Below are 25,863 nucleotides of genomic sequence, written 5' to 3'. Positions count from 1 at the left end.
AAGAAGGAGGAATTAACGTTTATGGCTTTTATTGACCCAGCTCAATTAGATTTGGAAGATCGTGTCGTAGCGATCAACCGTATTACTAAAGTTGTAAAAGGTGGACGTCGTTTGCGTTTTGCCGCTTTAGTAATTGTCGGCGACCATAATGGTCACGTAGGATTCGGTACTGGTAAAGCTCAGGAAGTTCCTGAAGCTATCCGTAAGGCCGTTGATGCTGCTGGTAAGAACTTAATCGAAGTTCCAGTTGCTGGAACAACTCTTCCTCATGAAGTTGTTGGCCAACACAGTGGTAGCAAAGTTTTACTTAAGCCTGCTCAAGCAGGTTCCGGTGTTGCTGCCGGAGGCGCTGTTCGTGCCGTTATGGAACTTGCAGGTATTGATGATGTTACAAGTAAGTCACTTGGCTCAAATACTCCTGTTAACGTCGTACGTGCAACTATTAAAGGTTTAGAAAACATGCGTAGTGCAGAAGAAACAGCAGCCCGTCGTGGTGTTTCTGTTTCCCACTTTGCTGAATAAGGAGGACGCAAATAATGGCTAATATTAAAGTTACTTTAATTCGCTCAGTTATCGGGCGTCCCCAAAATCAGCGTGAAATTGTTAAGAGCTTAGGCCTGACAAAACTTCACAGTTCTGCTATTGTTCCTAATAACGCAGCAATGCGTGGAGCAATTCGCAAGATCAACCATTTAGTGGACGTTCAAGAAGCTGAATAATAATTATTTAGTTAGGACAAGGAGGTGCCAACCGTAATGAAATTACATGAATTACAAGCAAGTGAAGGCTCACGTAAAGTACGTAATCGTGTCGGCCGTGGAACTTCATCTGGTAATGGTAAGACTGCAGGCCGTGGCCAAAAAGGTCAAAAGGCTCGTAGCAAGGTACGTTTGGGTTTTGAAGGTGGACAAATGCCTTTGTTCCGCCGTATGCCAAAACGTGGTTTCAACAACATCAACCGTAAAGATTATGCGATCGTGAATGTTGAAACACTTAATAAATTTGAAGATGGTGCAGAAGTTACACCTGTATTGCTCGTTGAATCCGGTGTCGTTAAGAACGAAAAAGACGGCGTTAAGATTTTGGGTAATGGTGAACTTAGCAAGAAGTTAACTGTTAAAGCTAACAAATTCTCTGCATCTGCAAAAGCTGCCATTGAAGCAGCAGGCGGTCAAACTGAGGTGATTTAATAAATGCTGAAGACACTGAGAGATGCCCTTGCTGTTAAAGAGATCCGCAGAAAAATCTTTTTTACACTTGGTGTCTTGATTGTATTTCGTCTCGGCACTTATATTACCGTCCCTGGGATCAACGCTAAAGCTTTGAATGGCGTTGCGTCTTCAGGGTTAATTAGTATCTTGAATACTTTTTCAGGTGGTGGACTGACTAACTACTCCATTTTAGCAATGGGAGTCTCACCTTACATTACTGCTCAAATTGTTGTGCAACTGTTGCAAATGGACATTGTACCGCGGTTTGTTGAGTGGAGTAAGCAAGGTGAAGTTGGTCGGCGTAAACTTAATCAAGTAACGAGATACTTGGCAATCGTGTTGGCGTTTATACAGTCAATCGGGATCACTGCCGGATTTAATACATTGAGTAGTTTGAGTCTTGTGGAAAATCCGAGTGTAAAAACTTATATTAGTATCGGTATCATTTTAACTGGTGGTACGATGTTTACAACTTGGCTTGGTGATATGATCACAGATCGCGGTTTAGGTAACGGGATCTCGATGATCATTATGGCCGGGATCATCGCGCGGATGCCTGTAGGTATTCAGCAAATAGCTCAAGAGCAGTTTGCTGGTGTGCATATGAGCCAAGTTTGGCAGCCGATTCTATATGTAGTTATTCTTTTGGTAGTTTTGTTAGCGATCGTTACCTTTGTAACTTATGTTCAACAAGCTAATTATAAGATACCGATTCAATATACTAGACGCTTGGCCGGTGCTGGTAATAACTCATATTTACCATTGAAGGTCAACGTAGCGGGTGTTATTCCTGTTATTTTTGCCAGTTCGTTTATTGCAACACCACAAACGATCTTGATGGCATTTGCGCAGAACCATTCGCAAGATACCTGGTATCAAGTAATGTCAAGTATCTTTAGTATGCAAACTACACCAGGGATGATCCTGTATACGGTATTGATCGTTGTATTTACATTCTTCTATGCCTTTGTGCAAGTTAATCCGGAAAAATTATCTGAGAACTTGCAAAAACAAGGCAGCTATATTCCATCAGTTTGGCCTGGTAAGGAAACTGAACGCTATGTTTCTTCTCTTTTAATGAGGTTGAGTACAGTGGGTTCACTTTTCTTAGGCTTGGTTTCATTGATCCCATTGATCGGTTCAGCCTACTTTGGTTTGGATGAATCTATCGGATTAGGTGGTACTAGTCTTTTGATCGTTGTCGGTGTTGCACTTGAAACGATCAAGCAATTAGAAGGTATGATGATGAAACAAGAGTACGTCGGTTTCATTCGTGAATAGTAAAATTGGGTTGTGTTCATTGACTTGGACTCACCCAATTTTTTGTGAGAGGACTTTGTTTAATAATTTAAATGTAGTCTTCTGGTACTTATAATGTAGTTTTTCTTTTAAAATTTAGGAGGGTTATTGATGGCATTGAATCTGATGTTAATGGGTCTGCCAGGTGCCGGTAAAGGAACACAGGCAGAACGAATCGTTGATGAATATAAAGTAGTTCACATTTCTACTGGCGATATTTTTCGTGCAGCAATGAAAAACGAAACCCCAATGGGCTTAGAAGCAAAGAAATACATCGATAAAGGTGAATTGGTCCCTGATGAAGTAACTAATGGTATCGTTAAGGAACGTTTAAGTGAGGACGATGTCAAAGATGGTTATTTGCTGGACGGCTATCCACGTAACATGGCCCAAGCACATGCTTTGGAAGAGATCGGTCAGGAACTTTCACGTCCATTAAATGGAGTGATCAATATTGATGTTGACCCTGATTCATTGATGGAACGTTTGACAGGCCGGTATATTTGTCGTAATTGCGGTGCAACTTATCATAAAGTATTCAACCCAACTAAAGTAGAAGGAACTTGCGATCGTTGCGGCGGGCATGAATTTTATCAACGTGATGATGACAAGCCGGAAACTGTTAAGAATCGTTTGGATGTTAATATCAAAATGAATACTCCGCTTTTGGACTTCTATGAAGAAAAGGGACTTTTGCATAATGTTAAAGGTAATCAGGAGATCTCAGCAGTCTATGCGGATATTGAGAACATTTTAGATGCATTAAAGTAAGTAGTTGATAAAGAGAAGTTTTGTTGGAAGAGACCATCATGGCAAGCAAAATAGCTAGGCACGATCTTTGAGTTTGGGAGTTTGACTATAATAACAGAGCAAAGCATGGCGGGTTGAATGGGAGCATTAACGGGCTTTTGTCCTATAATGCGTTTTTCAGCATTGGAGGGCGAAAGTTGGTTAAGCGCAACCTTCTGCCATGTGGAGCTCGACTAAATAACAAGTCAGCAACTTTTTCAAACTATTTGCCGCTCTTGCTAATTTGTCCTTGCATGTCAAGGACTGCTATGCTATGATAACTTAGGTTTATCTTTTCAATAGGTTAAGTTCGCCCAAAATTAGGGTAAGAAACGAAACCTGACGGAAAAAAGGTGGGACTCCAACAAAGCTTCTCACGTTTTTAAGTGTAAAGTTTTAAAACCAATTTAAGGAGGTACTTTTAGCGTGGCGAAAGATGATGTGATTGAAATTGAGGGTACGATCAAGGAAACCTTGCCGAATGCGATGTTCAAAGTTGAACTCGAAAATGGGCATGAGATTCTAGCTCATGTATCAGGTAAGATCCGGATGCATTATATTCGTATTTTGCCGGGTGATAAGGTGACGGTTGAAATGTCTCCATACGACTTAAGTAAGGGTCGCATCACCTATCGTTACAGATAGATTGTACTTCAATCTTATGTAGGAGGTATAATTCATGAAAGTAAGACCATCAGTTAAGCCAATGTGTGAACATTGCAAAGTAATCAAACGCAAAGGTCGCGTTATGATTATTTGCTCAAATCCGAAGCACAAACAAAGACAAGGATAATAATAAATAGGAGGTGTAATTGTAATGGCTCGTATAGCAGGTGTCGATTTACCACGTGACAAACGTATCGTGATCGGCTTAACTTATATCTACGGAATCGGTAAAACAACTGCTCAAAAGATTTTGAGCGAAGCAGGTGTTTCTGAAGACGTTCGTGTACGCGATCTCGCTTCTGATCAAGAAGATAAGATCCGTGCTGTTGTTGATAACTATAAGGTTGAAGGTGATCTTCGTCGTGAAGTCGCTTTGAACATCAAACGTTTGTCAGAAATTGGTTCTTACCGTGGCATGCGTCATCGTCGTAATTTGCCCGTTCGTGGACAACACACGAAGAACAATGCACGTACACGCAAAGGCCCAGCAATTTCAATTGCCGGCAAGAAGAAATAATCTAATAAAAAAGGAGGTCAGCTAATTAATGGCAGTCAATAAATCTCGTAAGCGTCGTGTCAAGAAGAATATAGAAAGCGGCGTTGCACATATTCATTCTACTTTCAATAATACACTTGTTATGATCACAGATGTCCATGGTAACGCTGTTGCTTGGTCTTCAGCTGGCTCATTGGGCTTTAAAGGCTCACGTAAGTCCACACCATTCGCAGCTCAGATGGCATCTGAAGCAGCTGCAAAAGGTGCAATGGATTATGGTATGAAGACAGTCGGTGTTACTGTTAAGGGACCAGGTTCTGGTCGTGAAGCTGCAATTCGTGCACTTCAAACAACAGGTCTTGAAGTAACTTCTATCAAAGATGTTACTCCAGTACCTCATAATGGATGCCGTCCTCCAAAGCGCCGTCGTGTTTAATTTGGACATGCATTCATTTTGAAGGAAATCTTCATGATGTTGTCTCCAGATTGCACGTTACGTTTTGAAAGGGGTAAAGGTAAGAATGATCGAATTTGAAAAACCAAAAATTCAAAAAGTTGAAGAAAGTGAAAACTATGGTAAATTTGTTGTTGAACCGTTAGAACGCGGTTATGGGACAACCCTAGGCAACTCTTTACGTCGGATTCTTCTTTCTTCATTGCCAGGTGCTGCTATCACCGATGTTCAAATTGATGGCGTTTTGCATGAATTCTCATCAATTGATGGTGTTTTGGAAGACGTAACCACAATCATTTTGAATCTGAAAAAAGTTGCATTGAAGTTAAATTCCGAAGACGTTCAAACATTGGAAATTGATGTTACCGGCCCAATGGAAGTAACTGCAGGCGACATTCAAGGAAGCAGTGAAGTTGAAGTACTCAACCCTGACTTGTATATTTGTACAGTCGCTGATGGTGCTTCGTTCCATGCGCGGATGACTGCTAACAAGGGTCGTGGCTATGTTTCAGCTAATGAAAATAAAGCTAAAACTGAAGATATGCCTATCGGTGTATTGGCAATCGACTCGATTTATACCCCAATCGAACGTGTCAACTACCAAGTAGAAAAAACACGTGTTGGTCAAAAGAGTGATTTTGACAAATTGACGCTTGATGTCTGGACTAATGGATCAATTACTCCGAGTGAAGCAATCAGTCTGTCAGCTAAGATCTTGACAGAACATTTGACTTTATTTGTTGATTTGACTGACGAGGCTAAGAATGCCGAGATCATGGTCGAAAAAGAAGAGACTCATAAAGAAAAAATGCTCGAAATGACGATTGAGGAACTCGATTTGTCTGTTCGTTCATATAACTGCTTGAAGCGTGCCGGTATCAATACCGTGCAAGAATTGACTAATAAGTCAGAAGCAGACATGATGAAGGTCCGTAATTTGGGTCGGAAATCATTGGAAGAAGTTAAGGCAAAATTGGCCGATTTGGATTTGTCATTGCGTCATGATGACTAGTAATATCAACTAACTAACAAGGGAGGGAATCTGTTCATGGCATACCGTAAATTAGGGCGTGACAGTGCTCATCGTAAAGCAATGTTGCGCAACCTGACAACTGACGTGATCGTTAATGGTAAAGTTGTTACAACTGAACCACGCGCTAAAGAAGCACGTAAGTTTGTTGAAAAAATGATTACTTTGGGTAAGAAGGGTGACTTAGCTGCTCGTCGTCGTGCTGCCGCATTCATGATGGATGTTGTTGCTGATGTTAAAGAAGACGAAGATAAAGTTGTTATCCAAACTGCTTTACAAAAATTATTTGATGAGGTAGCTCCACGTTATGCAGAGCGTAACGGTGGTTACACTCGGATCTTAAAAATGGATCAACGTCGCGGAGATGCAGCCCAAATGGTTGTTTTGGAATTAGTTGATTAATTTTTACATGCATCTAAAAATAAATTAACAAGTGTCACTTTTATGGCAATAGATAGGCGTTACGATGATGGGTCAAACCGAGTCTAGTCTTAAGTAGCAGTTCTCTGTGAAAGTTTTGTCGTAAAAAGTGATTTTTTGTTTGGTATAATTTTTGAATTTTTTAAAACGGCTTACGAATATTTCGTGAGTCGTTTTTACATATCGAGAAATCAACGTGCTGGAGCGGGTCTTGTTAATTTGTATTTTTTCATTTATGGCATTATGGTATGATTAAAGCTATAGACTAATTTTGAAAGGGCAGGTAAAATGAACGGAATAATTGACATTAAAGATCTATGTTTTCGTTATTCACAGGAAAATGAGAAATTAGATCTTTCCCATATCGACCTGCATGTCAATGAAGGTGAATGGCTGGCGATCATTGGCCATAATGGTAGTGGAAAGAGTACCTTGGCCAAGGCAATCGATGGTTTGATCGAACCAGAAGCTGGCGAAGTATTCATAGGTGGGGAAAAATTAACAGACAAAAGCTTATGGAATATTCGAAAAAAAATCGGCATGGTCTTTCAAAATCCGGACAATCAATTTGTTGGTGCTGATGTTGAAGGAGATGTGGCCTTTGGGCTCGAAAACCAAGGAATAGAGCGTGAAGAAATGCATGCGCGTGTCAAAAAGGCTTTGGAAGTTGTTGATATGCAGAATTTTGCCAAGCACGAACCAGTTCGTTTGTCGGGCGGGCAAAAGCAACGCGTCGCGATCGCGGGAGTATTAGCTCTTCGACCTAAAATTGTCATTTTTGATGAATCGACCAGTATGTTGGACCCTGAAGGACGACTGCAGATCATCTCGTTGATCCGACAAATGAATCAAATCGAAGGATTTACGGTGATCTCTATTACACATGATATTGATGAGGCGTCGCTAGCTGACCGAGTGATCGTGATCGATGACGGTCAGATCATTGATGACAGTTTGCCGGAAAAGCTTTTTCAAAAGGGTGAACAATTGATCGATATTGGTTTGGATGTTCCCTATCCGCAACGCTTAAAACTTGAACTAAAAAAACGTGGTATTCAAATACCGGCAGAATACATGGATGAAGAAAGCATGGTGAATTGGTTATGTCGATCCATATTGAAAAACTAAATTACGTTTACCAAAGTGGGACACCATTTTCTCACCGTGCTTTGACAGATGTTTCACTGGATATTGCTGATGGGAGTTATACTGCTATTATTGGTCACACTGGGAGCGGTAAATCGACTTTACTGCAACATTTAAATGGTTTGCTCAAACCAACTGCCGGGACATTGACGGTGGCAGGCAACAAAATCACACCCGAAACAAAAAATAAGGAATTAAACGAGCTTAGACGTCACGTGGGCTTTGTTTTTCAGTTCCCTGAAGCACAGTTGTTTGAAGAAACAGTTTTAAAAGACATTGCCTTTGCGCCAAAAAACTTTGGTAAAAGTGATGAAGAAGCCGAAGACCTCGCTGCCAAAATGGCTGAATTGGTCGGCTTACCAGCAAGTGTCTTGCAAAATTCACCATTTGAGTTATCAGGTGGTCAGATGCGTCGTGTCGCGATCGCAGGAGTATTAGCTATGGAACCACAGATCTTGGTTTTAGATGAACCTACAGCCGGATTGGATCCTAAAGGCCGCTTGGAAATGATGGAAATGTTTGAACGATTACACCAGCAACAAAACCTCACAATTATTTTAGTAACTCATCAGATGAATGATGTGGCTAATTATGCTGATCACGTGCTTGTGATGGAAGAAGGCCGCTTGATCGCAGATAGTACACCACAAGAAGTGTTCAGTGATCCTAAGTGGTTGAAAGGGCATCATTTGGGTTTGCCGCAAACAACGGCTTTTGCGGCTAAATTAGCAGACAAGGGTGTCCCATTTAAAAATTTACCTTTGACCGAGGAGCAATTGGCTGCACAGCTGGCCGAGCTTTTGGCAGGCAAGGGAGATGAACAACATGGATAAAATGCTGTTAGGTCGTTATATCAATGGCGACTCTTTGATCCACCGGATGGACCCGCGAGGGAAGTTGTTTCTTAGTTTTTACTTTATCGTGATCGTCTTTTTGTGTAATAATTGGGAAACTTATGTCCTAATGACTGCGATGGTCATGTTGTTCGTTAAACTTTCAGATATTTCGCTTGGCTTTTTCATTAAGGGTGTCAGACCATTGATCTGGCTGATCTTATTTACAGTCTTACTGCAGATTTTCTTTTCCAGTGGTGGACACGTTTATTGGCACTGGGGTCCTTTTACAGTTACCGACAGCGGGATGATCAATGGTGTCTTTGTCTTTTGCCGTTTTGTGTTGATTATTTTTATGTCGACACTGCTGACTTTAACTACGACACCGATCGAAATCTCGGATGGGCTAGAATTGCTTTTAAAACCGTTGACGAAGATCAAAGTGCCGGTTTATGAGATCGCGCTGATGTTGTCGATCGCCTTGCGTTTTGTCCCAACTTTAATGGATGAGACTACGAAAATCATGAACGCACAACGAGCACGTGGTGTTAATTTTGGTGAAGGTAATTTGATCAAGCAGATCAAGTCGGTGATCCCATTACTGATCCCTTTATTTGTAAGTTCGTTCAACCGGGCTGAAGATTTAGCGACAGCGATGGAAGCACGCGGGTATCATGGAGGCGAAGGAAGAACCAAGTATCGCAAGCAGGAATGGAAAAGAAATGATACGATCGCAGTTATTTTATTTGTCGTGCTAACGATAGCTTTAGTCGTGCTTAGAAAATAACTGGGGAAAGAAATTCGCCGGAAAGCCGAGCTAGATCTGGTTTTCTGGCAACCACAACCAAAATAAAAGTGTATTCTTTAAGAGAGCAAAATGCTTACTCAGAAATAATTAAATGTATTAGAAAAGGAACAAATAATGACGAGTCGTTACAAAATAACAATAGCATATGATGGAACAAGATTTGCTGGTTTTCAAAGTCAGCCTAAGCAACGGACAGTGCAATCTGTCTTAGAACAAGCCTTAAACAAAATGAGCAAGTTTGATGAATATATCACGATTTTTGGCTCAGGACGAACCGATTCGGGTGTTCATGCCTTAGGGCAGGTTGCTCATTTTGACTTCCCCCATGATATGCCGGCCGACGCCATGTTACGGGGACTTAACAGTATGTTGCCATTAGATATTGAAATTGTTGACTGCCAGATCGTGCCACAGACTTTTCATGCGCGTTATGAAGCTCACGCGAAGAGGTATATGTATCGGGTTTCGCGTTCCTGGTTCATTGACCCTTTCAAACGTTTTTACACTGGACACTATAAGTATCCCTTGGACATCGAACGGATCAAGCAGGCGATGGGAGATGTTGTTGGAACTCACGATTTCAGTAGTTTCGTTGCCTCAGGCAGTCAAACAAAATCTCATGTTCGCACGATCTATGAGGCAACTGTTCGTGAAGACCAAGCAAACAATGAAGTGATCTTTGAATTTTGCGGTAATGGTTTTTTGTATAATCAAGTCCGTATTATGGTCGCCACGTTATTGGAGATCGGTAATAAGCGACGACCGGTCCATGATTTCTTACGTTTGTATGAGGTCAAGGATCGTAATCAGGCCAGAGAAACTGCGCCGGCCAGCGGTTTATACTTAAAAGAAGTTTACTATGGACAACAAGCGCAACAACTTGAAAAAAAAGGACACTTGCAAAACTGAGTTGAGAATTTCAGAAATCAACAAGAGGTCAGCTGAATTTAGGACGAAAAAAGTTATCTTTTTATCGGTTTTTATTTGACTAGTCGTCAAAAAAATCGTACTATAGTACATGGTATTGTTTGCCCCACAGTAGGCCCCGTTAACTTATTGTATGTCAAACAAGCATCATAAATGGAGGAAATAAACGTGCGTACAACATATTTAGCAAAATCAGGCGAAGTAGATCGTAAATGGTATGTCGTTGACGCTACAGATGTCCCTTTGGGTCGTTTGTCAAGCGCAGTAGCATCTATCTTACGCGGTAAAAATAAGCCAACTTATACACCAAACGTTGACACAGGCGACTTTGTGATCATTATCAATGCTGACAAGGTTGCTTTGACAGGTAAGAAAGCTTCAAGAAAGATCTATTATCATCACACATTACATCCAGGTGGTTTGAAGGAACGGACTGCTGGGGATTACCGTGAAAAGGATCCAGAGAAGTTGCTTGCACTCTCTATTGGAGGCATGCTTCCAAAGGGTACTCTTGGCCGTCAACAACTTAAGAAGTTACATGTATATCGCGGTGCAGATCACAAGCATGCAGCACAAAATCCAGAAGTTTTGGATATCAATACTTTAATCTAGGAGGAATTCGAAATTGGCTCAAGTACAATATAGTGGCACAGGCCGTCGTAAAAACTCCGTTGCTCGTGTTCGTTTGGTACCCGGTACTGGTAAGATCACGATGAACGGCAAATCAGTTGAAGAATATATTCCATTTGAAAACTTGATCGAAGTTATCAAGCAACCATTTGGTGTTACAGAAACAGCAGACCAATATGACGTTTTAGTAAACGTTAATGGTGGTGGCTATGCAGGCCAAGCCGGAGCAACTCGTCATGGTATTGCTCGTGCTTTGTTGCAAGTTGACCCAGAATTTCGTGGTGTTTTGAAGCGCGCTGGTCTTTTGACTCGTGACTCCCGTATGAAGGAACGTCGCAAGCCAGGTTTGAAGAAGGCTCGTAAGGCTCCACAATTCTCAAAACGTTAATTTATTATCGTTTATTCCAAAAACACTTTCCATTACGGAGAGTGTTTTTTGTTTACAGTGCTTTTGAAAAAATGGGAAGACTGCTAAGAAAATAATTGGTGTTTATTCACAATGAAAGTGGAGAATTGCAACAGTTTTAAGTATCAGAAATCAGTCAGGTTTCAAAGCGTAAAGTATTGAAAAATGAGAACGTGGCCTAATTTCGATAAAGTAAGTGCCAGAAGTTCTGCAAAATAAGAGGCACAAATGCCAGTTGAAACTTGAGCGGCCATAACTTACTAAATTTGCCGTAAAAAAATTGTCCCCGATTTAAAATTGAAGTGCAACACTTGATAACTAGACCAATTAGACTAGCTTAAAAGGCCATGAAGGCCTATTCTTATTATTAACGACAAAATCAACAGATAAGGATAGGTGTCTTCATGACCCAAACTAAGAATATCATGCCTAAGCATTACCAACAACTCCAATCTTTTGAACGCGGTCAAATTGAGTCCCTGACTCGATTAGGATTTGGCGTTCGTCAGATCGCCAGCCGGCTTCACCGGAGTCCCAGCACCATTTCTCGCGAATTAAAACGCGGGTTAACCACCCAGATTGATTCCCAGAAACATCGGTCATATCAGGGCTACTTTGCCGAGCGCGGGGCGGCTTACTATCGAGAACAGCGGGCCAAGTGTCACCCCAAAGGTTTACTGCAGCGGGCTGCCGTGTTCTTCAAGTCCCTGCCGAAAGCTTTAAAAGCTAAGCCACGAGTTTTCAGTGTCGATACGTATGTCCACTATTTCAAAGCTCATTACCCGGGCTTTCCCTGCCCATCAACGGCTACGGTCTATCGGTATATCGAGGCTGGCAAGCTCCCGGAGCTTCACAACTATGATTTACCCATGAAGCTACGTCGCCGCGTTAAACGCCCGAATCACCGACATGCCCGCCTGAATAAAAAACGGCTTGGACAGTCCATTGAAGACCGGCCCGCAGTGGTTCGGAAACGTCAGGAGTTGGGCCATTGGGAAGGCGACTTAGTGAAAGCCAAACGGGTTGAGTCCGAACCAGCTTTAATGACGTTAACCGAGCGAGTTAGCCGGATGGAAATTATCGTTAAATTGCCTGATTACCGGGCAGAGACTTGCCGGCAAGCCCTCCAAGATACGATTGATGATTACGGTGCAGAAAACTTTCGGACGATCACGTTTGACAACGGCTCGGAATTCGCTAGTTTAAATCAGGTTCAAGGAACGGAAATCTACTTTGCCCATCCATATTCTCCCTGGGAACGGGGCACTAATGAGAATGTGAATGGTCAATTAAGAGAGTTCTTCCCAAAGGGGCATTCCTTTAAAAACCTCTCATTAGTGGATCTGCAGTTGGTTCAAGACACGCTGAATCACCGTCCCCGCCGCTGTTTAAGCTATAGTTGTCCAGCGGATGTTATGCCACAACTGGTTTAACTTTCTAGACCAATTATAAGAATAGGCCATTAGTGTTGCACTTAACTTGACAATTGAGGGTAAAAAAATTGTGGCCCACCAGAGGTGAAATACAAGACCCCCGGTAGACCACAATTTTCAATTTTTACTTGAAACTTAACTTTGCCTTAGTACTTCTAAGTAACATTTTAATTAAAATCATTTCTGGCTTAGCTTTTGTGTGTTAGTTTTTGCAGGTAGACCAAGCCTAAATATTTGGGAAGTGCCATCATTCGCCCTATGCGGCTTGGTTCTTTCAGAAAACGATAGAGCCATTCAACATGGTGATCTTGCCATTTTTGGGGTGCTCTTTGGGCAAAACCCGCTAAGACGTCGAAACTACCGCCTACACCCATCCAGATGGCATCTGCAACATGACGGTATTTAGCAATGAAATATTCTTGCTTGGGAAAACCCAACGCTGCGAAGACAAAGTCGGGATGAGCACTTCTGATTTTTTCTGCCACTGCATCTTCGTCTTCAAAGTAGCCGTCTTGCCAACCACAGATCTTGATCCCAGGGAATTTTACTTCAACTTTAGTGACGGCAGCTTTGACCACTTCCGGTTTTGCTCCCAACAAGAAGACGCGTTTGTGATGTTGGCTCGCCCATTTCAATAAAGCTAGCATACTATCAAAGCCAGTGATCCTTTCTGGAAGAGGGGTCCCGAGGATTTGAGCGCCCTTAATGATCCCGATTCCATCGGCGGTGGTGTAGTCCGCCCCAGCAACTATTTGGGCGTATTTATGATTTGCCCTAGCCGTTAAAACTATTTCTGGATTGGCCGTTACGATAAAGCGGTTTTGCTGGTCAAGGCTGTCTTGATAGACTTGATTTAGAAACTGTTGGACAGTTGCTTGAATAAAGTTAACTCCGAGTACGGAGACTTCCGTAAACTTTTGGCTCATTTTGACCCTGCCTTTATTTCTTATAAGTTGCTACCATTATACCAAATGTATGCTTGAATAGACCAGCAAGTCCAAATCTTATTAAAAATGCTATAATTATTGCTGTTGTTTAGCGAAATGTGTGTACGAATAGCCAGTCATGTTCCACAATAAGATTTAAAAGAGTCTGGTGCAAAATTTTTGAAAAAAATGGTGATATTCGTGTAAAAATCGCTTAAAAAGTGTAAAATAACACCTGTGGTAGAAAATATGACATCAATTTTTGATCAGCTTTAACTGCTGTCAATTTGGCAGGAAAAGTGCAAAATTTGCTCGGCTAATTACGGGGGGGAATCAACCTATACCACTTTGAACAAAGTCAATGACATTAAAGGCTACCATGTAATGTTCAATAAAGAAAGTAAAAATTGTTAGTAAACCTGGTTTAAAAACCAACGTTTATTTTTAACCATACGAGGAGGAATATGGATGCGTCCGTTGCAAAAACAAATTATTTCCGAACTACGAGTAGTTCCTGAGATCGACCCCAAACAAGAGATCAGGCGTTCAGTCGACTTCTTGAAAAATTATCTCAGAAAATATTCATTTCTTAAGTCTTTAGTTTTAGGGATCTCTGGTGGGCAGGATTCAACTTTGGCCGGTGTTTTGTGTGAACAAGCCGTTAGTGAATTGCGCCAAGAAACAAGAGACCAGGACTATCAATTTATTGCCGTCCGTTTGCCATACGGCTCACAAGCTGATGAACAGGATGCCTTGGATGCGATCGAATTTATGCAGGCCGATCAGATGGTCCGAGTCGACATCAAGGATAGTGCCGATGCCATGATGGCCGCTGTTGAAGCTAATGATCTCACTGTCAGTGATTTCAATAAGGGCAACATTAAGGCCCGGGCCCGTATGATTGCTCAATACGCTGTCGCTGGTGCTAAGGCTGGTGCTGTCGTTGGGACTGATCACGCCGCTGAAGCGGTAACTGGCTTTTATACTAAATTTGGCGATGGTGGTGCCGATATTACACCTCTTTGGCGTCTAGACAAGAGACAAGGCAAGGCTTTACTGACTTATTTAGGTGCTCCTAAGCATTTGTATGAAAAAGTTCCGACAGCCGACCTGGAAGAAGATCGACCTGCTTTACCGGATGAAGTGGCTTTAGGCGTCACTTATCAACAGATCGATGACTATCTGGAAGGTAAAGAGATTGCAGATAGTGCCGCTGAAAAAATTGAAAATTGGTATTTGAAAACACAACACAAACGTCATTTACCGATCAACGTCTATGATGATTTTTGGAAATAAAGCAAAGAAGAAGGGGATGACCCTTCTTTTTTGTGTGGGCAATAAAATGGTATACTTGTTGTAATTGGAACTAGAGGAGGAACGATTTTGAAGAAAAAAGCTGATCTGGGGCACTACTTACAAACGATCACAGACATTTTACAAGCGACTGAAGATATGGGTGGAAATCTAAATTCATACTTTGACTTGGCAAATGGAGTCGCGACTGACAAGAAAGAATTAAGTGCAGACCAGTACGCACAGATCCAGGAAAGCTTTAGCCAGGGAATCGAAGTCTATCAGCAAAACATGGCTAAGCTTGAGAAAATCAGCGCACCAGTTGCAATCATCGGGCCGCATAAGCAGTTAGTGAAAGCGTACCGTGATTTTGTTGCTGGGTGTGAGAAAATGCATGCCAGCATTGATTATTCGGGGCAAAAGATTGATGGCCCAGCCTTTAAGGAGTCAGAACAGGAACAATCTGATGCCATGGATCACGTTAATGCCCATATTGGCCGGATCATGCAACGAGTCGGTTAAGATAGGGTGGATAAAAAAGCATTTCCCCGCAGCAGACGAGAAAATGCTTTTTTTATTTAAGCTAGGTCGGAAGGTTCTTTGTCACGATAACTGTCGAGTACGGTCAGGAATTGTTGTCCGTATTTGGCTAATTTTTGTTGGCCGACACCCTTGATCTCTAACATTTGCTCAAGTTCATCCGGCAATTGACTGCACATTTCATGCAAAGTCTGATCAGAGAAAATAACGTAGGGCGGGACTCCTTGTTTTTCGGCCAGTTCATAGCGTAAAGCTCGCAAACGTTCAAATAATTCAGAATCCTCGGGGTTAGCACTATTTTTTTGAATAATAGCTACTTTGCGAGTCACCATACCTTGTCCCCGCAAGATATCCGCCCCTAATTGTGTGACATGTAAGGTCGGATACTGCGGGTCCGGCATCGTCAAGTAACCGCTGGCCGTTAAGTAATCGATCAATTCTTCGATCTGATTGGCCTTGGTGTCGTGCATAATACCGTAGGTCGGCAGCTCGGTCAAGTTCAGTTCTAACACTCGCTTGGCTTTTGAGCCGGCTAAGACCTGGGCAACCAGTTTCCGACCGTAACGTTGGTGCATCCGCATTACACATGACAAGATCTTTTGAGTTGTGACGGTAATGTCAGTTTCTTGGCGGTCATCGGTACAGTTGGAACAGGTACCGCAATCTTCCATGTCTTGACCAAAATAATTTACGATGAATTTTTGTAAGCAAGTCTGTGTGTTGACGTAATTTACCATACTTTGAATGTTATGGTAAATGACTTCTTTATGTTTTTCATCGGCATCAGAGTTTTCTGCAAATAAACGTTGAATCTGCATGTCTTGCGCAGCATACAGCAAGATCGCCTCTGCATTTGAACCATCGCGTCCAGCCCGGCCGGCTTCTTGGTAGTATGCTTCTAAACTACCTGGCGCTTGAGCATGGATAATATAGCGGACGTTACTTTTATCGATCCCCATGCCAAATGCGTTTGTTGCTACAATGACTGATAAGCGGTCGAATAAAAAATCTTCCTGATTCTTTTTCTTAACATCTTCAGGTAAACCAGCGTGATAGACTGCGGCCTTGATCCCCGCTTTTTGCAGCATAGCACCGATCTGTTCTGCTTTTTTGCGGGTCGCTGCGTAGATGATCCCCGCTGAATTTCGATTAGCTTTGACGTATTTTAAAATAAAATTGTTTTTGTTTTGCCCCTTGACTACTTTAAAAGCTAAATTAGGACGGGCAAAACCGGTTTTGACTTCGTTTTCTGGTGGAATATCTAGACGTGCCATGATATCTTGTGCGACCGCAGTCGTTGCTGTGGCAGTCAAAGCGATGATCGTTGGCTGAGATTGGATCTGTGGTAGAATAGAGCTTAGAGCTAAATAACTTTTACGAAAATCATGTCCCCATTGTGAAATACAATGAGCCTCATCGATGGCTGCTAAAGCAACATGTAAGTGTTGGAGCCGTTCCATGAACCCCGGCTGCTCCAGACGTTCTGGTGCAATGTATAAAAGCTTTAGCTCACCATTAGCTGCTGCTGCTAAGATTTGGCGTGTTTCTCCCCAGCTTTGCGAACTGTTGATGAATCCGGCGTGGATCCCGCTATCCCTTAAGGAATCGACTTGATCTTTCATCAAGGAGATCAGCGGTGAAACTACCAGAGTCAAGCCAGGCAGCAATAAAGCCGGCACCTGGTAGCACAGCGACTTTCCACCCCCGGTCGGCATGATTGCTAAGGTGTTTTGCCCGGCCAAGATTTGGTCAATGATCTGTTTTTGGCCAGGGCGAAATTCAGTATAACCGTAGTATTTTTCTAATATATCTTGTGGAGTCAAAGAAAAGCTCCTTTCTAAAAACTTCATCTTAAATTTTAGCATTTTATGGAAGAGATTTTTAGACTTGAATTTAAATTAGTGTAGGAAGTGTCCAATGACAAACGATGACTTGCAAAATTTAGTTGAAAAACTCTCTAACGATTTCTTTGGGCGCCCGTTTTTGCATCGTGCTTTTTTCAACAAACGTTTGCGTACGACCGGCGGCAGATATCAGCTGGCGACCCATGATATTGAGATCAATCCAAAAATGTTGACAGAACATGGCAAACAAACTTTGGTCGGCGTGATCAAACATGAGTTATGTCACTATCACTTGCATTTAGTGCATGCAGGATACCGTCATTGCGATAATGATTTCAAACGTTTGTTACAAGAAGTCGGCGGCTCACGCTATGCACCACGAGCGAAGCAAGCTGTCCGGCAAAAACGAAAGTATTTGTACCAGTGTGTTTCATGTGGGCAAACATATCCACGGGTCCGGCGAGTCAATACCGATCGTTATGTGTGTTCTCGCTGCCACGGACATTTGCAGCTGGTTGCAAATGGCGCTTGGATCGGCGATAAAGAGGTACTGCGTTAGTGTAATGGCTAGTACAATAAAAAACTATTGCAGAATTAATCAACCTTTGATATAATAATATTTGTTGTCGCGGGTATGGCGGAATTGGCAGACGCGTCAGACTAAGGATCTGGTGAGCATTGCGCTCGTGATGGTTCGAATCCATTTACCCGCATCAAAATAGGCCGTGGGAAACTGAAAAGTTTCCTGCGGTTTTTTCGTAAGGCAAGTGTTTTAAGCCTTGTCTTATGAAAAAATAGGGGGAGCAGTGTTTTTTTTGTGCTGTTTTTAAAAACAAAAAACTTTTTGCAGCTGTTAGCTGGCAAATGAATCTGGGGTGCAGAATATGACATACGTAACAGCTAGGGCTTGGGCCGAATATTTTCCGCCACGAGTTGTAGATAACGATGAATTGAGCTCTTTAATGGAAACGTCTGATAAGTGGATCCAGACACATACCGGGATCAAAACTCGCCACATCGCAATTGATGAGAATACTTCTGAGATGGCAACTAAGGTCGGCGAGAAGTTGCTGGCACAGTCTAAACTTCGTGCTGCTCAAATAGATATGATCATTGTCTCAACGATCTCTCCTGATGCTTTAACACCGTCAACAGCCGCCTTGGTCCAAGCTAATCTGGGAGCGACCACAGCATTTGCATATGATATTTCGGCAGCCTGTGCGGGTTTTGTGTTTGCATTAAGCACTGCGGAAAAATTTATTCGCAGCGGTGCCTATCATAATGTGATGGTGATCAGTGCGGAAAACAACTCGAAGATGCAAGACTTTAAGGACCGGACTTCAGCAGTTTTTTTTGCCGATGGGGCAGCTGGGATGATCATCAGTTCTACGCCGGAAAAAGAAAAAGAGATCTTTGTTGCTGAAAAACTTTGTACCGCTGGCAATGCTGACGTTATTCACAGCGGAAGGATCGCACCGTTAAAGGAGATCTCTGCTGCTAATTATCCTAAGGTAGATGCTTTTTACCAGGATGGACACGCTGTTTTTAATTTTGTAACTGAAACCGTCACGAAACACATTGCTGATTTTTTACAGAAACAAAAAATCTCACCGCAGCAACTTGATTTAGTGGTACCTCATCAAGCTAACTTACGTTTGATCGAAAAGATTGCGGCTTATCTGGACTTGCCAACGGATCGCTTTGGCGTGAATATTACCGACCATGGAAATACTTCTTCAGTCGGTATCCCATCAGTTTTAACTGAAGAGTTAAATGATAGGGATCAAGTGGGCCTAGTTTTGTTGAGCGGTTTTGGGGCAGGTTTGGCCTATGGTAGCTTATTACTAAATTTCTCCGGTTGTGACCTGAATCAATAATGGCAATAAAATATCCTGACACTGTTCATTTCAATGTCAGGATATTTTTTATCTGTATTTTAATAGCCGTAAGTGCCAGTGTCTTGAGATTGGCTGTAGGTTGATCGTTGTCCAGAATAATCTTGACCACCGCCATATATTTGGGCTTGTCCATTTTGGCTTTGATCAGTCGTAGACCCTGTGGTGCCTTGTCCCTGACCCCTTGAGCCATCACTTTCGACCGGGTTACTGAAAGTTTCGGTAGTTGGTTGCAAGTTGAGCTGTTCACGGATCCGGTCAGAAGTCTTCTTCTTTTCTGACGATGAGGCAATTTGATAAGAAGCACCGCCAAGCATTGCATCATTTCCACGTAATGTGTAGGAGTCAACTTTTTTACCAGCACTCTTATAGTTGCTTTCAATCGTCATCATATCGTCATAACTTAGGTCGGTTTTCATGTTTGTTTGGATCGACTTGAGCAAGTCTTGGAACTGAGTGATAGATGAGACGCTGATTGCTTGATTAATGATCTCTTCTATAACTTGCCGTTGACGTTTTTGCCGACCATAATCACCTTCTGGATCATCGTAACGCATTCGTGAGTACGCGAGAGCCTGTTTACCATTCAATGTAACTTTTTTACCCTTAGTAACATCAGCATCGCTGTATTTGAAAGTCAAAGTTGGGGTGACGGTGACACCGCCTAATGTGTCAACGATCTTACGCAAACTGCCCATGTTTACCAGTAGGTAGAAATCGATCGGGACGTCCAATGTATTTTGTACGGTTTTGATCGCAGTCGAAACACCGCCGATGGTGTAAGCCGAATTGATCTTATCGTAGGAATTATCCGAGCCGGCGATCCTAACTTCAGTATCCCGCGGGATACTTGTTAAAGTGACATGCTTTTTTTCCGGATTGACTGTTGCGATAATGATCGTATCTGTGCGGCCTTTATCTGAACGACCCAGATCACCGGTATCCGTTCCCAAAATCAATAAGGAAAAAGGCTTTTTATTTTTGATCACGTCAGAAACATTGCGCATTTTTTTGACATTTGATTCTGTATAAGTATCGTTGAGGGTATTTTTAGCGGAATGTAACATGTGATAACCATATGCAGTTCCGCCATAAATTACTGCCAGTCCAACGACTAAAAGAATAGCACAGATCCTTTTGCGCCAGGTATGCTTTTTTTTGAACTGGTGTGAACTCCCGTTATCTTGCCGACGCAGGGGTGTTTCATAATAGTCCTCTTCGTTGTTATTTTTATTAGCCATATATGACTCCTTTATGTGTTCTCAAACATAATTGAATTATACACTTTAAGCCTTTTTTTTGAAATAAGCTGAAGAGCTTTTTAGGAAAATTAAACAATTAGCAAAAAAATTCATGAATTTAATGAGTGGTTGCTGAGAGAGTATGAAAAGTGTGGTGAGCATATAAAATATTTTGCTTCGCTTTTCATGAAAATAAAAAACGAGTATACTCACAAGTAAGATAGGTTTTGTAATACAGAGTTAGAGAGAAGAGTTTATTTTGAGTGTGTTTTTACAAAGTATTTCGGGTGTCATTATTATTTTGGTCTTGATCATCGTCGGATATGTTCTGGCAGCTAGAGGATGGTTTCCCGGTTCAACTGACAAGCTGATTGCTGAGCTAGTTACGCAGATCGGCTTACCATGTTATATGATTGATACGATCACTAGTCGGTTCACAGCACATCAGCTGATAGGGATCATTCCTGACTTGGTGTTTCCGATCATTTCGATGTTGATCTTGATGGTCGTGGCACTTCTTTTTGCCCGGATATTTAAGGTTTCCGGCAGTCATCGCGGCTTATTTTCATCAATGTTCTTCAATTCAAATACAGTTTTTGTTGGTTTGCCAATTAACCAAGCCTTGTTTGGCAGCAAGAGTATTCCCTTTGTTTTGATCTATTATATGGCAAATACCACGATTTTTTGGACGATCGGGACATATTTTATTCAAAGAGATGGGATGCAAGATGCTAAGTTTAACCTAAAGACTACGGTCAGAAAAGTTTTTTCACCGCCATTGCTAGGTTTTATCGTTGGGGTACTGCTTGTTTTGCTAAAAATCAAATTACCGTTATTTGTGATCAAGGACTTAAGCTATCTAGGTAATTTGACGACCCCTTTGTCCATGATCTTTATTGGGATCTGTGTGTATAATGCCGGCCTAAAGCAGCTGTCACTGAAGAAAGACAATCTATTGATCTTGTTAGGACGTTTTGTGTTAGCACCATTATTGATGACACTTTTGGTGGCATCGACCAATTTTCCTACTTTAATGAAACAAGTCTTTATTTTGCAATCAGCGATGCCCGTGATGACAAATGCACCAGTTGTTGCTCGTTTGTATAATGCTGATGCTGATTATGCCTCCGTAATGGTCACAGAGACGACTTTTCTCGCGTTGATAGTTGTCCCAATCTTAATGGCTTTGACGCAGAATATATAATATATAAGCAAATAACCTTTAACGTCAATATCAGGGCGTTAGAGGTTATTTTTCACTAAATATAGTTAATTCCGAATAAAAATTAAAAAAAAGTTCGCAACTGAATGAAATTATTGTAACAAATCTTAAAAATTGTGGAAAATATAAAGAAGCTAGTTGTAGGCACAAAACCTTGTTGGTTATCATGTTTATTGATGAACAAGCGTTGTTGTTTTTTGTTTGTGAAACATTTTTGTAATATAAGAGTCTTTTTTCTTAAATAATATCAGTTTTTGTAAATATAATGTAATGGTTATCCTATGTTAATAATGATAATATGGAAATCGTGGTAATTAAGCGAACGAAAAATATTTATTAAATTACATTATTTTACATAGGAGAACATATTCATGAAGAAAAACTTACTTAGTCAATGTGCCATCGTTTTGGCAACAGTTACAACTATGAGTGTCGTTGCGCCAGCTGTTTCAGCTGATACTGCTGCTGATTTAAACGATGTTAACACTGAAATCGCAGCTACCAAGAAGAAAATCGCAGATTCACAAAAGAAGATCGATGCAGCTACAGAACTGCAGATGGAGAAATCTCAAAAAATCAACGATTTAAAAGTTCAGATCAGCAAACGTGATGGTCAGTTGAAAAAACAGGCTCAATCAGCCCAAATCAACAATTCCGGTTCTATTTTGGATTTTGTGACTGATTCTGACAGCATTTCAGACGCGCTTGGTCGGACTGTCACTGTTGCACGTGTTGTTCATGCCAACAACCAAACAATGGAACAACAAAAAAATGATCAAGAGCAAGTTGAAAAAGAACAAGCAGATTTGACTAAATCAGTTAAAGATGAAGAAAAATCAAAGATGAGTTTATATCGGGATATGGCTTCCTTGAACGCTAAAGAAGCAAAATTAGCTGCTCAAAATGATAAAGAAAATGCGGCAAAACAAGAAGCAGCTGAAAAAGCAGCTCAAGCTGAAAAAGCAGCTAAGAAGGCTAAGAATACACAAGATGCTTCATTGGCGGCTGATAAAGCTAACGCTGCTGCTCATTCTGATACCAACAAAGATAATCAGCAAAAGCAACAAGCATCTGTCGACAACGGTTCAAATGCTGGTAACCAAACTGCCCAAGCTGCAATGCAACAAGTCAGCACGGTCAGTCATGGTAATGGTGGCGGTGCTAACGGTTATCCATATGGTGAATGCACTTATTTTGTTAAAGTTCATGCGCCTTGGGTAGGCGGACACTGGGGCAATGGTCAGGAATGGGCTGGTTCAGCAGCTGCTGCAGGTTTCCGTGTTGATCATTCACCTTCTGTTGGGTCAGTAGTTGTATTTCCAGGTGGTTCAAATGTGGGGGGATGGATTGCAGCGCCCGGCTATGGACATGTGGCAATCGTTACTGCTGTGAATGGAAATAGCTTTAGTATCATTCAAGGCGGGAATGGTTTCTCAAATCCTATGGGTGGCAATCCACAGACTGTAACATTAGGATCAGGTATGTCATTTATTCATCAATAATAAATATTAAACATGAATATGAAAAAAGAGTACACTTGTGTGCTCTTTTTTGTTATACGTAAAACTTTATATTTGAAATATCTGGAAATAAATTATCCAAATGTTACAAAATGTAATCTAACTTGGTGATGAATAAGCAAATAATAATTGCAGCAAAAGTAAGGGACGACCAAAGCTCAGCAATTAACAAGGAAAAGCTATTGTGGAACAAGCGGCTAAAAAGAGTTGATTTGCCGGCGTTTCACAAAAATTTGTAAAATAACTGTAATGGTTATGGGCATAACTTAATGATATTATTACCATTGTAGGATTTAAATTGTTTGTAGGGTTTACATATATAAGCGTTGTAAACTAGTCGGGTGCTGCTTTACTAATAGCAGGTACCTATGTCTGGTGACTTTTAATAGGAGAATAGTATATTATGAGAAAAAACTTTTTAAGCAAAAGTGCTCTTACACTGGCAACCGTTACGTTATTGAGTGTCACTGCTCCAAGTATCTCAGCAGACACGACTTCTGATTTGGAAAACGTTAATACTGAAATTGCAGCTGCACAACAGAAATTGAAGGCTGCTCAGCAAGAAATTGGGAGTAACACAAAATTACAAGTAACTAAGACGCAAAAATTGCTGATTTAAAAAAAGACATTTCAGAAAGAAACGGTCAGTTACAAAAGCAAGCACGCTCAGCACAGGTCAATAATTCAGGTTCTGTTTTGAAATTTATCTCTGATTCAGAGAGTTTTTCCGATGCTGTGAGTCGGACTATCACTGTAGCTACAGTCGTACGGGCTAACAATCAGACTATGAAGCAGCAAGAAGACGACAAAGCCGAAGTTGAAGCGCAACAAACTGCTTTGAATAAGTCGATCAAGAAAGACAAGACTTTACAGATCGAGTTAATGCAAAGTAGTGCTGACTTGGATGCTAAGCGGGCGGAACTGAATGCTAAAAAGAATAAAGAAGACGCAGCTGCACAAAAAGCGGCTGCAGATGCCAAGAAGGCTGCCGACGACGCAGACAAGGCTAAAACTATTGCTGCCGCAACTAAGGCTGCTGACACTGCTAAAGACAGTGTTGGCAATAAAGACCAAGGCCAGCAAGCAACAGAACCTGCGAGCACACAGACAGTTCAATTAGCAAGTAATAACAATAATGCAAAGCGTAATAATAGTGCTGGCAGTAACGGTGGTAGTGGGAGCTTCACGCCTGCATCGGCTGCGTCATATGGTTCAGTTACAGCGTATGCACTTTCATTTGTAGACAAGTCGCCATATGCGTGGGGCGGGACAACTCCTGCAGGATTTGATTGCTCTGGTTTCGTGCAATACGTATTTGGCAAAAAAGGCAAGTCCTTGCCACGTATGACGACTGCACAGGAAAACGCGGGTACTCAGATCCCTGTCGGTCAGGCTCAAGCTGGTGACTTATACTTCTGGGGCGGACGTGGCAGTTCATACCACGTTGCCATCGCTTTAGGTGGTGGAAGCTTTGTTCATGCACCGGCACCCGGACAAAATGTTTCAGTTGGCAATACTCACTATTACACACCATCATTTGCTGTTCGTTTAAATTAAGATTAAAGATGTATTATCCAAGCACGGGAGAGATCCTGTGCTTTTTTGCTAGGACTGTTTTTTACATTAAAAATTTGCTATGATAAGTGGCGAAGAGAGTAGAGAGGATGAGCTCTAATGTCAAAATTGGTTCTTTTACGTCATGGTCAAAGTTTGGCAAATAAAGTCAATGAATACACGGGTTGGTCAGACTCCCCGCTGACAGAGTATGGGATCAAGCAAGCTCATGAAGCAGGCAAATTACTGCTAAAACAGCAACTTGAATTTACTGATATTCATACTTCGGTTTTGGTCCGTGCTATTAAAACGTCCAACATTGTTCTGGATGAATTACACCAGTCATATATCCCAATTCATAAAACTTGGCGTTTAAATGAGCGCCATTATGGTTCATTGCGAGGCTGGAATAAAGATGACACCCGTAAAATTTTCGGAGTCGAGCAGGTTGCTTTGTGGAGACGCTCTTATTATGCAGTACCTCCTAAGTTGGAATTTCCAGACCGAGACCGTCGTTACGCTGATTTACCGGATAGTTCATTACCGTTGGCGGAAAGTTTGGCAATGGCGACGGAGCGGATCGTGCCTTATTGGGTAGATTCAATTGCCCCTAAATTGTTGGCGGATAAAAATCAGCTAGTAGTCGCTCACGGTAGTACGGTGCGTGCGATGATCAAATTTATCGAGCAGATCAGCGACAAGGATATTGATGGAGTTGAAGTTGCTAATGGCGAACCGATTATTTACACTTTCGATGACAAATTAAATTTACAAGACAAACAAATAATCACGCATTAAATCAAGTGATCACGGAACTTTAGATAACGGTGCTTCTTGGCTATTAGGGCTGAGAGGCTTTTTGTTTGGACTGAATTGTTGAGTCAGAGCAGCAGAATGAGTGGTGAAATTTGTTTAATTTGAGAGAAATGTGATGCAAAGTCGGGCGAAGTAAGCGTCACAAATGAAAATGTGACGCAAAGTTTGACAAAGTAAGTGTTACAAATGAAAATGTGACGCAAACTATGGTGAAGTAAGTGCTACAAATGGGAATGTGATGCAAACTTTGGCGAAGTAAGTCATACAAGTGAGAATGTGACGCAAACTTCGGTGAAGTAAGTGTCGCAAGTGAGAATGTGACGCAAACTATGGTGAAGTAAGTGTTACAAATGAGAATGTAACGCAAACTATGGCGAAGTATGAGTTACAAATTGGAATGTAACGCAAACTATGGCCAAGTAAGAGTCACAAGTTGGAATGTGACGCATAGTCGGGCGAAGTAA

At 41.6% G+C, this 25,863-nt stretch carries 30 protein-coding genes and 1 tRNA gene; 28 read left to right on the top strand and 3 right to left on the bottom strand.

The genetic code is table 11. The features are described 5' to 3' along the window. Positions 1–21 precede the first annotated feature (21 nt). From rpsE to BQ5903_RS08700, 18 genes are all read left to right on the top strand, one after another. Positions 22–522, top strand: a complete 501-nt coding sequence (gene rpsE / locus BQ5903_RS08785) for a 30S ribosomal protein S5 (RefSeq protein ID WP_010496727.1) — start codon at positions 22–24, stop codon at positions 520–522. A gap of 14 nt (positions 523–536) precedes the next feature. After that, a complete protein-coding gene (rpmD, locus tag BQ5903_RS08780; RefSeq protein ID WP_010496729.1) occupies positions 537–719 on the top strand; it encodes a 50S ribosomal protein L30 in 183 nt (60 codons plus the stop codon). 36 nt (positions 720–755) lie between these two features. After that, the gene (gene rplO / locus BQ5903_RS08775; RefSeq protein WP_010496730.1) at positions 756–1,190 is read left to right on the top strand and encodes a 50S ribosomal protein L15; all 435 of its coding nucleotides are present in this window, start codon (positions 756–758) and stop codon (positions 1,188–1,190) included. 3 nt (positions 1,191–1,193) lie between these two features. Then, the gene (gene secY, locus BQ5903_RS08770; protein ID WP_010496731.1) at positions 1,194–2,492 is read left to right on the top strand and encodes a preprotein translocase subunit SecY; all 1,299 of its coding nucleotides are present in this window, start codon (positions 1,194–1,196) and stop codon (positions 2,490–2,492) included. A 129-nt stretch (positions 2,493–2,621) separates the two neighbouring features. Then, entirely contained in the window at positions 2,622–3,281 is a 660-nt protein-coding gene (locus tag BQ5903_RS08765) for an adenylate kinase (protein ID WP_029605238.1), read from the top strand. 444 nt (positions 3,282–3,725) lie between these two features. Beyond that, on the top strand, positions 3,726–3,944 hold the full coding sequence (infA, locus tag BQ5903_RS08760; RefSeq protein WP_010496733.1) for a translation initiation factor IF-1: 219 nt from the start codon (positions 3,726–3,728) through the stop codon (positions 3,942–3,944). A gap of 34 nt (positions 3,945–3,978) precedes the next feature. Next, a complete protein-coding gene (gene rpmJ / locus BQ5903_RS08755) occupies positions 3,979–4,092 on the top strand; it encodes a 50S ribosomal protein L36 (RefSeq protein ID WP_010496734.1) in 114 nt (37 codons plus the stop codon). Between the two features lie 24 nt (positions 4,093–4,116). Continuing rightward, positions 4,117–4,482 (top strand): 30S ribosomal protein S13, encoded by a 366-nt coding sequence (gene rpsM, locus BQ5903_RS08750; RefSeq protein ID WP_010496735.1) that lies wholly within the window; start codon positions 4,117–4,119, stop codon positions 4,480–4,482. 28 nt (positions 4,483–4,510) lie between these two features. Beyond that, positions 4,511–4,897 (top strand): 30S ribosomal protein S11, encoded by a 387-nt coding sequence (gene rpsK, locus BQ5903_RS08745; RefSeq protein ID WP_010496736.1) that lies wholly within the window; start codon positions 4,511–4,513, stop codon positions 4,895–4,897. Between the two features lie 85 nt (positions 4,898–4,982). Beyond that, positions 4,983–5,927 (top strand): DNA-directed RNA polymerase subunit alpha, encoded by a 945-nt coding sequence (locus BQ5903_RS08740; protein ID WP_010496737.1) that lies wholly within the window; start codon positions 4,983–4,985, stop codon positions 5,925–5,927. Between the two features lie 36 nt (positions 5,928–5,963). Next, positions 5,964–6,347 carry a 50S ribosomal protein L17 gene (gene rplQ / locus BQ5903_RS08735; RefSeq protein ID WP_010496739.1) on the top strand — a complete coding sequence of 128 codons (384 nt, stop codon included), beginning with the start codon at positions 5,964–5,966 and terminating at the stop codon, positions 6,345–6,347. Between the two features lie 306 nt (positions 6,348–6,653). Then, entirely contained in the window at positions 6,654–7,493 is an 840-nt protein-coding gene (locus tag BQ5903_RS08730; RefSeq protein WP_010496740.1) for an energy-coupling factor ABC transporter ATP-binding protein, read from the top strand. Further along, on the top strand, positions 7,469–8,344 hold the full coding sequence (locus tag BQ5903_RS08725) for an energy-coupling factor ABC transporter ATP-binding protein (RefSeq protein ID WP_079579366.1): 876 nt from the start codon (positions 7,469–7,471) through the stop codon (positions 8,342–8,344). The genes BQ5903_RS08730 and BQ5903_RS08725 overlap by 25 nt, the downstream gene beginning before the upstream one ends. After that, positions 8,337–9,131, top strand: a complete 795-nt coding sequence (locus tag BQ5903_RS08720) for an energy-coupling factor transporter transmembrane component T family protein (protein WP_010496742.1) — start codon at positions 8,337–8,339, stop codon at positions 9,129–9,131. Before BQ5903_RS08725 ends, BQ5903_RS08720 begins: the two co-directional genes overlap by 8 nt. Positions 9,132–9,266: 135 nt before the next feature. After that, positions 9,267–10,061 carry a tRNA pseudouridine(38-40) synthase TruA gene (gene truA / locus BQ5903_RS08715; protein ID WP_056988081.1) on the top strand — a complete coding sequence of 265 codons (795 nt, stop codon included), beginning with the start codon at positions 9,267–9,269 and terminating at the stop codon, positions 10,059–10,061. A gap of 186 nt (positions 10,062–10,247) precedes the next feature. Then, the gene (rplM, locus tag BQ5903_RS08710) at positions 10,248–10,691 is read left to right on the top strand and encodes a 50S ribosomal protein L13 (protein WP_010496744.1); all 444 of its coding nucleotides are present in this window, start codon (positions 10,248–10,250) and stop codon (positions 10,689–10,691) included. A gap of 13 nt (positions 10,692–10,704) precedes the next feature. Further along, positions 10,705–11,097, top strand: a complete 393-nt coding sequence (rpsI, locus tag BQ5903_RS08705; protein WP_010496745.1) for a 30S ribosomal protein S9 — start codon at positions 10,705–10,707, stop codon at positions 11,095–11,097. Between the two features lie 422 nt (positions 11,098–11,519). Next, on the top strand, positions 11,520–12,548 hold the full coding sequence (locus tag BQ5903_RS08700) for an IS30 family transposase (RefSeq protein WP_056962141.1): 1,029 nt from the start codon (positions 11,520–11,522) through the stop codon (positions 12,546–12,548). A gap of 188 nt (positions 12,549–12,736) precedes the next feature. On the opposite strand, the gene BQ5903_RS08695 is transcribed toward BQ5903_RS08700, so the two are convergent. After that, positions 12,737–13,474 carry a WecB/TagA/CpsF family glycosyltransferase gene (locus BQ5903_RS08695; protein WP_010496747.1) on the bottom strand — a complete coding sequence of 246 codons (738 nt, stop codon included), beginning with the start codon at positions 13,472–13,474 and terminating at the stop codon, positions 12,737–12,739. A 468-nt stretch (positions 13,475–13,942) separates the two neighbouring features. On the opposite strand from BQ5903_RS08695, the gene nadE reads away from it, so the two are divergent. Continuing rightward, positions 13,943–14,770: an ammonia-dependent NAD(+) synthetase gene (nadE, locus tag BQ5903_RS08690; RefSeq protein WP_010496749.1), complete on the top strand. Its 828-nt coding sequence runs from the start codon at positions 13,943–13,945 to the stop codon at positions 14,768–14,770. Positions 14,771–14,857: 87 nt separating this feature from the next. Continuing rightward, positions 14,858–15,289 carry a hypothetical protein gene (locus BQ5903_RS08685; RefSeq protein WP_010496750.1) on the top strand — a complete coding sequence of 144 codons (432 nt, stop codon included), beginning with the start codon at positions 14,858–14,860 and terminating at the stop codon, positions 15,287–15,289. Positions 15,290–15,345: 56 nt separating this feature from the next. Here the strand turns inward: BQ5903_RS08685 and recQ are convergent, their stop codons facing one another. Beyond that, positions 15,346–17,172 carry a DNA helicase RecQ gene (gene recQ / locus BQ5903_RS08680; RefSeq protein WP_231920837.1) on the bottom strand — a complete coding sequence of 609 codons (1,827 nt, stop codon included), beginning with the start codon at positions 17,170–17,172 and terminating at the stop codon, positions 15,346–15,348. Positions 17,173–17,224: 52 nt separating this feature from the next. Here recQ and BQ5903_RS08675 point away from each other — a divergent pair, with 52 nt between their 5' ends. The 3 genes from BQ5903_RS08675 to BQ5903_RS08665 all read left to right on the top strand — a co-directional run bounded on the left by BQ5903_RS08675 (position 17,225) and on the right by BQ5903_RS08665 (position 19,028). Continuing rightward, complete coding sequence (locus BQ5903_RS08675; protein WP_079579365.1) at positions 17,225–17,710, top strand: SprT family protein; 486 nt, start codon at positions 17,225–17,227, stop codon at positions 17,708–17,710. Positions 17,711–17,779: 69 nt separating this feature from the next. Next, positions 17,780–17,864, top strand: a tRNA-Leu gene (locus tag BQ5903_RS08670). A 171-nt stretch (positions 17,865–18,035) separates the two neighbouring features. After that, positions 18,036–19,028, top strand: coding sequence for a beta-ketoacyl-ACP synthase III (locus BQ5903_RS08665; protein ID WP_079579364.1), 993 nt, complete (start codon positions 18,036–18,038; stop codon positions 19,026–19,028). A 59-nt stretch (positions 19,029–19,087) separates the two neighbouring features. Here the strand turns inward: BQ5903_RS08665 and BQ5903_RS08660 are convergent, their stop codons facing one another. Continuing rightward, a complete protein-coding gene (locus BQ5903_RS08660) occupies positions 19,088–20,287 on the bottom strand; it encodes an LCP family glycopolymer transferase (RefSeq protein ID WP_079579363.1) in 1,200 nt (399 codons plus the stop codon). A gap of 259 nt (positions 20,288–20,546) precedes the next feature. Between BQ5903_RS08660 and BQ5903_RS08655 the strand changes: the two genes are divergently transcribed. The 5 genes from BQ5903_RS08655 to BQ5903_RS08635 all read left to right on the top strand — a co-directional run bounded on the left by BQ5903_RS08655 (position 20,547) and on the right by BQ5903_RS08635 (position 25,381). After that, positions 20,547–21,491: an AEC family transporter gene (locus tag BQ5903_RS08655; protein ID WP_079579362.1), complete on the top strand. Its 945-nt coding sequence runs from the start codon at positions 20,547–20,549 to the stop codon at positions 21,489–21,491. A gap of 389 nt (positions 21,492–21,880) precedes the next feature. Beyond that, a complete protein-coding gene (locus BQ5903_RS08650; protein ID WP_079579361.1) occupies positions 21,881–23,011 on the top strand; it encodes a coiled-coil domain-containing protein in 1,131 nt (376 codons plus the stop codon). A 421-nt stretch (positions 23,012–23,432) separates the two neighbouring features. After that, a complete protein-coding gene (locus tag BQ5903_RS08645; RefSeq protein ID WP_079579360.1) occupies positions 23,433–23,648 on the top strand; it encodes a hypothetical protein in 216 nt (71 codons plus the stop codon). Continuing rightward, complete coding sequence (locus BQ5903_RS08640) at positions 23,636–24,586, top strand: NlpC/P60 family protein (protein ID WP_456237228.1); 951 nt, start codon at positions 23,636–23,638, stop codon at positions 24,584–24,586. The genes BQ5903_RS08645 and BQ5903_RS08640 overlap by 13 nt, the downstream gene beginning before the upstream one ends. Positions 24,587–24,703: 117 nt before the next feature. Beyond that, on the top strand, positions 24,704–25,381 hold the full coding sequence (locus tag BQ5903_RS08635) for a 2,3-bisphosphoglycerate-dependent phosphoglycerate mutase (protein WP_079579358.1): 678 nt from the start codon (positions 24,704–24,706) through the stop codon (positions 25,379–25,381). Positions 25,382–25,863 lie beyond the last annotated feature (482 nt).

It is taken from the genome of Ligilactobacillus acidipiscis (assembly GCF_900116935.1).
Classification (GTDB): domain Bacteria; phylum Bacillota; class Bacilli; order Lactobacillales; family Lactobacillaceae; genus Ligilactobacillus; species Ligilactobacillus acidipiscis.
Note: the sequence above shows the minus strand (reverse complement) of the source record. Positions and strands in the feature narration are given on the sequence as shown.